An 8,163-nucleotide genomic window follows, 5' to 3' on the forward strand; every position below is an offset into this window, starting at 1 on the left:
ACGTGAACAAGTGGTGGATTCCGGCTGTTTCAGCCCTGGCTTTGCTCAATGGTTGCGCGAGCGTACCGCAGGGCTCGATCCCTGTCGTCGACTCCGGTGTTCGGGTGTCGAACAGCGAGCGTGTTTCGGCGCAACGTTCGACCCATAGTTACCCACAGGCCACTGCGCCGCGTGCTGCACAGGCTCAGTCGATCCCGCAGGATTCGGGTGTGGTGGTCATGGTGCCGGGCGGCGGAGCGGCGGTTTCGACGCCGATTCAGACCCAGCCGATCACGCCGGGGCCGATTACCCCCGGCCCGGCGGCGCCGATCAGCACCGGTAGCTATGCACCGACAACGACTTACACCGCGCCGGCACCGATTACGCCGAGCGGCATTCCGTCCAGCAGTGGCGGCTTGGCAGCAGACGAGCAACTGGATGGGCCGGTGTTGGCGTTGCTGACGACTGCTCAACAACAGCAGGCGAGTGGCGACCTCAATGGCGCCTCGTCGAGCCTTGAGCGGGCGCAGCGCGTGGCGCCACGCGAACCGCAGGTGCTGTACCGTCTGGCAGAGGTGCGTATGGCGCAAGGGGATGCGGCTCAGGCTGAGCAGTTTGCCCGCCGTGGTTTGACCTTTGCGAGCGGTCGTCCGGACTTGCAGGCGAGCTTGTGGGGCTTGATTGCTCAAGCGCGTGATAAACAAGGTGATGCGGCTGGCGCTGCATTGGCCCGTCAAAAAGCCAGGTAAGTTTCTGATGGATGCTCGTTTTGCGGCGATTGCCGACCAATTATTGCTGATTGAACGTGAACTGCGTGTGCAGGGCTGGTGGGACGATGTATCTCCCAGTGTTGAAGCGCTGAGCAGTGTTGAGCCTTTTTCGGTCGACACGCTGGACTTTCACCAGTGGCTGCAATGGATCTTCTTGGTGCGGATGAAGCAGATCCTTGAACAGGATCTTCCTCTGCCCAAGGTCTCGGGCATTCTGGAGATGGCCGAGATGGTGTATGCCGAGCGCCCTCAAGAGAGCCTCGGATTGCGTGCTGAGCTGAAAAAGTTCGACCAACTGATCACTGACGCTGGTTAATTGCCTGGCTGCCGGTTTTTCCGGCAGTCTTGCGCATATTTCTACCGCTTTGCGCCATCTAGGCGAGTTTTATCCCTTCTCAAGCCCCTTTCTTCTACGTTCTCATGCGCTTACTTGGAAAAAAGCGCAATTATTGCTTGACTTGGAGGGGCTGAAACACAAGAATCCAGACACCGCTGTACAGGGACTGCCAGAAGCAGACCCTCTCAGCAGATCATGAGGCGCATACCCGCGCCGACCTGTTACACCCGCAACGCGTTACCTCGCGCTGGGTGGGAAAACCCCGCAATATTTGGGGAGCTCCCAATACTTGCTCAGTCAGTGCTGACGTAGTCGGCGACCACCGTCGCTCATGCTCTGCTGAGAAGTAAACCTATTAAGACCCGTTCGTATTTTGTGAGCGGAATTCTGGCGTTTTAGAGGTGAACAACGTGGAGCTTTTATCTGGCGGTGAGATGCTCGTCCGCTTTTTGCGCGACGAAGGTGTCAACTATATCTACGGGTACCCTGGTGGTGCTCTCCTGCATGTCTACGACGCATTGTTCAAAGAACCGGAAGTTACCCACATCCTGGTTCGTCACGAACAAGCTGCTACCCATATGGCTGACGGTTACGCCCGTGCCACCGGTAAAGCCGGTGTGGTACTGGTGACTTCCGGGCCGGGTGCTACCAACGCGATCACCGGTATTGCTACTGCCTACATGGACTCCATTCCGATGGTGATCATTTCTGGCCAGGTGCCTAGCACTATGGTCGGGACCGATGCCTTCCAGGAAACCGACATGATCGGTATCTCGCGTCCTATCGTGAAGCACAGCTTCATGATCAAGCACGCGTCGGAAATCCCGGAAGTCATGAAAAAGGCGTTCTACCTCGCGCAATCCGGTCGTCCTGGTCCGGTCGTGGTCGATATCCCGAAAGACATGACCAACCCGGCTGAAAAGTTCGAATACGTTTTCCCTAAAAAAGCCAAACTGCGTTCTTACAGCCCGGCTGTACGTGGGCACTCGGGGCAAATCCGCAAAGCAGTAGAAATGCTCTTGGCGGCCAAGCGTCCGGTTCTTTACGCAGGTGGCGGCGTTATCTTGGGTGGCGGTGCTGCACCGTTGACCGAACTGGCGAAAATGCTCAACGTCCCCGTGACCAATACGCTGATGGGCTTGGGTGCCTACCCTGGCACAGACCGCCAGTTCATTGGCATGCTCGGCATGCACGGCAGCTTCACTGCCAACATGACCATGCACAACGCGGACGTGATTCTGGCGGTGGGTGCGCGCTTTGATGACCGTGTTATCAACGGTGCCTCCAAGTTCTGCCCTAACGCCAAGATCATCCATGTTGATATCGACCCGGCGTCCATCTCTAAAACCATCAAGGCAGACGTGCCAATTGTCGGCCCGGTCGACAGCGTGTTGACCGAAATGGTTGCGATCCTCAAGGACATTGGCGAGAAGCCAAACCCTGAAGCGGTTGCCACCTGGTGGAAGCAGATCGATGAGTGGCGCGGCGATCGCGGATTGTTCCCTTACGACAAGGGCGACGGCAGCAAGATCAAGCCACAAGCTGTGATCGAGATGCTCTGCGAAGTGACCAAGGGCGATGCGTATGTCACGTCCGACGTGGGCCAGCACCAGATGTTTGCGGCTCAGTACTATCGCTTCAACAAGCCTAATCGCTGGATCAACTCTGGCGGTCTGGGCACGATGGGTTTCGGTTTCCCGGCGGCAATGGGTGTGAAGCTGAGTTTTCCTGATGATGACGTCGCGTGTGTAACAGGCGAGGGCAGCATCCAGATGAACATTCAGGAATTGTCGACGTGCTTGCAGTACGGTCTGCCGGTGAAAATCATCAACTTGAACAACGGTGTTCTCGGGATGGTTCGTCAGTGGCAGGACATGAATTACGGCAGCCGTCACTCGCACTCTTATATGGAATCGCTGCCTGACTTCGTCAAGCTGGCTGAGGCCTATGGGCATGTGGGTATCCGGATTACCGATCTCAAAGACTTGAAGCCGAAAATGGAAGAAGCCTTTGCCATGAAAGATCGCTTGGTATTCCTGGATATTCAGGTAGATACCAGTGAGCACGTTTACCCGATGCAGATCAAAGATGGCTCCATGCGCGACATGTGGCTGAGCAAGACGGAGCGTACTTAATCATGCGGCACATTATTTCTTTGCTTCTTGAAAACGAACCCGGTGCTTTGTCTCGCGTTGTTGGGCTTTTCTCGCAACGCAACTACAACATCGAAAGCCTGACGGTGGCACCAACAGAAGACCCGACCTTGTCGCGTCTGACGCTGACCACGGTAGGTCACGATGAAGTGATTGAGCAAATCACCAAGAACCTGAACAAGCTGATCGAAGTGGTCAAGCTGGTGGATCTGTCAGAGAGCGCTCACATCGAGCGTGAACTGATGCTGGTCAAAGTCAAGGCAACCGGTGCCCAGCGGGCAGAAATCAAACGCACTACAGACATATTTCGTGGGCAGATTGTCGACGTCAGTAGCAGCGTTTATACCGTACAGTTGACGGGCACCAGCGACAAGCTCGACAGTTTTATCCAGTCGATTGGTACCGCCTCGATCCTGGAAACAGTTCGCAGTGGCGTGACGGGTATTGCCCGTGGCGACAAAGTACTCAGCATCTAAAACTTACAAGTGCTAACGGCCTGAATGGCCTGGATACATAAAGGAAAATCATGAAAGTTTATTACGACAAAGACTGCGACCTTTCGATCATCCAGGGCAAAAAAGTAGCCATTATCGGTTACGGCTCCCAGGGTCACGCTCAAGCGTGCAACCTGAAAGACTCCGGTGTAGACGTTACTGTTGGTCTGCGCAAAGGTTCGGCCACTGTCGCCAAAGCTGAAGCTCACGGTCTGAAAGTAACTGACGTTGCCAGCGCTGTTGCCGCTGCTGACCTGGTAATGATTCTGACCCCGGACGAGTTCCAGTCGTCTCTGTACAAGAACGAAATCGAGCCGAACATCAAGAAGGGCGCTACCCTGGCCTTCTCTCACGGCTTCGCGATTCACTACAACCAGGTTGTTCCGCGTGCTGACCTCGACGTCATCATGATCGCGCCAAAAGCGCCGGGCCACACTGTACGTTCCGAATTCGTTCGTGGCGGCGGTATTCCTGACCTGATCGCGATCTACCAGGACGCCTCGGGCAACGCCAAAAACGTTGCACTGTCTTACGCTTCGGGCGTGGGCGGTGGTCGTACCGGTATCATCGAAACCACGTTCAAAGACGAAACCGAAACCGACCTGTTCGGTGAGCAAGCGGTTCTGTGCGGCGGTACTGTTGAACTGGTTAAAGCCGGCTTCGAAACACTGGTTGAAGCAGGCTACGCGCCAGAAATGGCTTACTTCGAGTGCTTGCACGAACTGAAGTTGATCGTTGATCTCATGTACGAAGGCGGTATCGCCAACATGAACTACTCGATCTCCAACAACGCTGAATACGGCGAGTACGTGACCGGCCCAGAAGTGATCAACGCTGAATCCCGCCAAGCAATGCGTAACGCTCTGAAGCGCATTCAGGACGGTGAATACGCGAAGATGTTCATCAGCGAAGGCGCTACTGGCTACCCTTCGATGACTGCCAAGCGTCGTAACAACGCAGCACACGGTATCGAAGTGATCGGCGAGCAACTGCGCTCGATGATGCCTTGGATCGGTGCTAACAAAATCGTCGACAAAGCTAAAAACTAAGTCAGTACGATCTTGAAAAAACGCGGCCATGGCCGCGTTTTTTCGTTTAAGCGGCAGCTTCTGGTATAAAGCAGGAACGTTTGCGGGTGACAGTTGGTCTGCAAGCTTCTATTGAAACTTTCCATATCGTTGCAAGGTAATGTCCATGAGCGAACGTCCCGAAGAGCCAAAACAGGCTTCTGACGCCGATAGCCTGCTGCCTATCGATGAGCATGTCGAAGAAGGGCATGACGCTGAAGGCCATAAGGTCCGGCATCGTGGTATCTATCTGCTGCCCAATCTTTTTACAACGGCAAACCTGTTTGCCGGTTTCTACTCCATCATCAGCTCAATGAGTGCGCAAAGCGCAATGAGCGCTGGTGATGCTGCGGGCGCAAGCAAGTATTTTGCATTTGCCGCCATCGCGATTTTTGTCGCCATGGTGCTGGACGGCCTTGATGGCCGGGTTGCCCGTATGACTCATACCGAAAGTGCCTTTGGCGCCGAGTATGACTCCTTGTCTGACATGGTCGCTTTTGGCGTGGCGCCGGCGCTGCTGGCGTTTGGTTGGGCGCTGGGCGACATGGGCAAGGTCGGCTGGATGGTGGCCTTCATTTATGTAGCAGGCGCGGCGTTGCGTCTGGCTCGCTTCAATACGCAGGTCGGTACGGCAGACAAGCGTTATTTCATCGGCCTGGCCAGCCCGGCGGCAGCGGGTGTCGTGGCCGGTATTGTGTGGGCGTTCAGCGATTACGGGATCCAGGGGTCGAAAATGTCCTTCCTGGTGGCCTTGTTGGTGGCTGCGGCGGGCATGCTGATGGTCAGCAACATCAAGTACAACAGCTTCAAGCAGCTGGATTTGAAAGGGCGCGTGCCATTTGTGGCGATCCTGGCGGTGGTGCTGGTGTTCGCGGTGGTGTTCAGCGATCCGCCGCGTATTCTGCTGCTGGCTTTCCTGGTGTATGCCGCTTCGGGCCCGATTCAATATTTATTGCATCTGCGCCGTAACAAAACCGGCGAGTGATGTAATTTCCCCCAAACTCCGTAGTCTATTGGTGCATCAGCCCTCCAATACTGCGGAGTTGTCATGCTCATCAAGCTGCCTAAAGCGTCCGACTGCAAAGAGTCGGACGTCACCCCTGAGTCCTTCTATTTATCTCGCCGTGCATTGTTGGGCAGCTCGCTTGCAGGATTAGCCGTGAGCGCACTGCCGCGTTGGGCGAATGCCACTGATGCTTCGCGCTACGCAGATGTTGATCCGGGCAAGGCGCCGGGCTGGTTTGCTGAAAAACTCCCGCAGACCCAGTGGCAGGCAGTGACAGTCAAAGGGGAGGCCATTACGCCTTTCAAAGACGCCACGCACTACAACAATTTCTATGAGTTTGGTACTGATAAAGGCGATCCGGCGCAATACGCCGGCGCTTTGAAAACCGAGCCATGGACGGTGGTCGTGGATGGCGAGGTGGGTAAGCCCGGGCGTTATGCCCTTGAGGACTTTATGAAACCCAACCAGTTGGAGGAGCGGATCTATCGGTTGCGCTGTGTAGAGGCGTGGTCAATGGTCATTCCCTGGATGGGGTTCCCCCTGTCAGCGTTGCTTAAGCAGGTTGAGCCCACATCGAAAGCTAAATTCATACGCTTTGAAACCTTGAAGGACCCGAAAGTCATGCCGGGCCAGCGCTCCGACTTTGCGTTGATTGATTGGCCCTATGTAGAAGGCTTGCGTCTGGATGAGGCGATGAACCCGTTGGCCATATTGGCGGTGGGGATGTATGGCCGTGAGTTGCCTAATCAGAACGGCGCGCCTCTTCGTTTGGTTGTCCCGTGGAAGTATGGCTTCAAGAGTGTGAAGTCGATTGTACGAATCAGCCTGGTTGAGGAGCAGCCGAAAACCACTTGGCAGAGTATTGCGGCTAATGAATACGGCTTCTATGCCAATGTGAACCCGCAAGTCGATCACCCTCGCTGGACTCAAGCGCGTGAGCGGCGCCTGCCGAGCAGTTTGTTTAGCCCTAATGTGCGGGACACGCAGATGTTCAATGGCTATGCCGATGAAGTCGCCTCTCTATATACCGGCCTGGATCTACGGAAGAATTACTGATGAAGTTTCCACTGTGGCGTCTCGGTGTATTTATAGCGGCGGCAATCTGGCCTTTGTACTGGCTCTATGAGGCATGGAGCTTTGCCTTGGGGCCGGATCCCGGAAAGGTGTTGGTTGATCGGCTGGGGCTTGGGACACTGGTCTTGTTGCTGGTGACGTTATGCATGACGCCCCTGCAAAAGCTGACAGGCTGGCCGGGGTGGATTGCGGTCCGCCGCCAGATCGGGTTGTGGTGTTTTGCCTACGTGATGCTGCACCTGTGCGCCTACTTGTTCTTTGTACTCGGGCTCGACTGGTCCCAGTTGGGGGTTGAGCTCAGCAAGCGGCCTTACATTATTGTCGGCAGCTTGGGGGCGCTTTTTTTGTTGGCGCTGGCGGTGACCTCCAATCGTTACAGTCAAAGGCGGATGGGGGCGAGCTGGAAGAAGTTGCATCGCTTGGTGTACGTGGTTGTGGGGTTGGGTCTTTTGCATATGTTGTGGATTGTGCGTGCTGACCTGAAAGAGTGGTCGATCTATGCCTTTATAGGTGCATGCCTTTTACTGCTGCGGATCCCGCCAGTGATGCGTCGGATCCCTCGTCTATATAAGAAGAAACCAGTAGTGGCCACTTAATTCAAATTAACCCTTGACTCAGAATTCTAGCGGCCTATAATTCGCACCACTTCCGGCGCAGTCGAAACGGAAAACTCCTTGAATATCAACGAGTTGGATGGTTTTGACGGTGCCAGCTTCAATTCATCGAAGCAGGAAATGAGGTGTTGACAGCAGCGTGTAACGCTGTAGAATTCGCCTCCCGCTAACGAGAGATCGAAGGCGCAAGTGGTTGATGTTAAAAAGGAAACTTTGAAAACATCTTAAAATAACCGCTTGACAGCAACAAAGGCTGCTGTAGAATGCCCGCCTCGGTTGAGCGAAAGCTTAACCAACCGCTCTTTAACAACTGAATCAAGCAATTCGTGTGGGTGCTTGTGGAGTCAGACTGATAGTCAAAAAGATTATCAGCATCACAAGTTACTCCGCGAGAAATCAAAGATGTAACCAACGATTGCTGAGCCAAGTTTAGGGTTTCTTAAAAACCCAAAGATGTTTGAACTGAAGAGTTTGATCATGGCTCAGATTGAACGCTGGCGGCAGGCCTAACACATGCAAGTCGAGCGGTAGAGAGAAGCTTGCTTCTCTTGAGAGCGGCGGACGGGTGAGTAATACCTAGGAATCTGCCTGATAGTGGGGGATAACGTTCGGAAACGGACGCTAATACCGCATACGTCCTACGGGAGAAAGCAGGGGACCTTCGGGCCT

8 protein-coding genes and 1 rRNA gene are annotated in these 8,163 nt (G+C 54.7%); all 9 read left to right on the forward strand.

All coding sequences use genetic code 11. The features are described 5' to 3' along the window. Positions 1–2 precede the first annotated feature (2 nt). Complete coding sequence (locus tag GHO32_RS08465) at positions 3–728, forward strand: tetratricopeptide repeat protein (protein ID WP_368668530.1); 726 nt, start codon at positions 3–5, stop codon at positions 726–728. Between the two features lie 7 nt (positions 729–735). Then, positions 736–1,065 carry a YqcC family protein gene (locus GHO32_RS08470; protein ID WP_153333968.1) on the forward strand — a complete coding sequence of 110 codons (330 nt, stop codon included), beginning with the start codon at positions 736–738 and terminating at the stop codon, positions 1,063–1,065. A 431-nt stretch (positions 1,066–1,496) separates the two neighbouring features. Then, entirely contained in the window at positions 1,497–3,221 is a 1,725-nt protein-coding gene (locus GHO32_RS08475) for an acetolactate synthase 3 large subunit (RefSeq protein WP_048373343.1), read from the forward strand. A gap of 2 nt (positions 3,222–3,223) precedes the next feature. Then, positions 3,224–3,715 carry an acetolactate synthase small subunit gene (gene ilvN / locus GHO32_RS08480; RefSeq protein WP_048373333.1) on the forward strand — a complete coding sequence of 164 codons (492 nt, stop codon included), beginning with the start codon at positions 3,224–3,226 and terminating at the stop codon, positions 3,713–3,715. A 50-nt stretch (positions 3,716–3,765) separates the two neighbouring features. Continuing rightward, positions 3,766–4,782: a ketol-acid reductoisomerase gene (gene ilvC, locus GHO32_RS08485; RefSeq protein ID WP_048373335.1), complete on the forward strand. Its 1,017-nt coding sequence runs from the start codon at positions 3,766–3,768 to the stop codon at positions 4,780–4,782. A 145-nt stretch (positions 4,783–4,927) separates the two neighbouring features. Beyond that, a complete protein-coding gene (gene pssA / locus GHO32_RS08490; RefSeq protein WP_153333966.1) occupies positions 4,928–5,785 on the forward strand; it encodes a CDP-diacylglycerol--serine O-phosphatidyltransferase in 858 nt (285 codons plus the stop codon). 63 nt (positions 5,786–5,848) lie between these two features. Next, positions 5,849–6,862, forward strand: coding sequence for a protein-methionine-sulfoxide reductase catalytic subunit MsrP (msrP, locus tag GHO32_RS08495; protein ID WP_153333964.1), 1,014 nt, complete (start codon positions 5,849–5,851; stop codon positions 6,860–6,862). Then, positions 6,862–7,476 carry a protein-methionine-sulfoxide reductase heme-binding subunit MsrQ gene (msrQ, locus tag GHO32_RS08500; RefSeq protein ID WP_153333962.1) on the forward strand — a complete coding sequence of 205 codons (615 nt, stop codon included), beginning with the start codon at positions 6,862–6,864 and terminating at the stop codon, positions 7,474–7,476. Before msrP ends, msrQ begins: the two co-directional genes overlap by 1 nt. Positions 7,477–7,953: 477 nt before the next feature. After that, a 16S ribosomal RNA gene (locus GHO32_RS08510) occupies positions 7,954–8,163 on the forward strand; the annotation flags it as partial.

The organism is Pseudomonas sp. FSL R10-2189 (assembly GCF_009600325.1).
Lineage (GTDB): Bacteria > Pseudomonadota > Gammaproteobacteria > Pseudomonadales > Pseudomonadaceae > Aquipseudomonas > Aquipseudomonas helleri.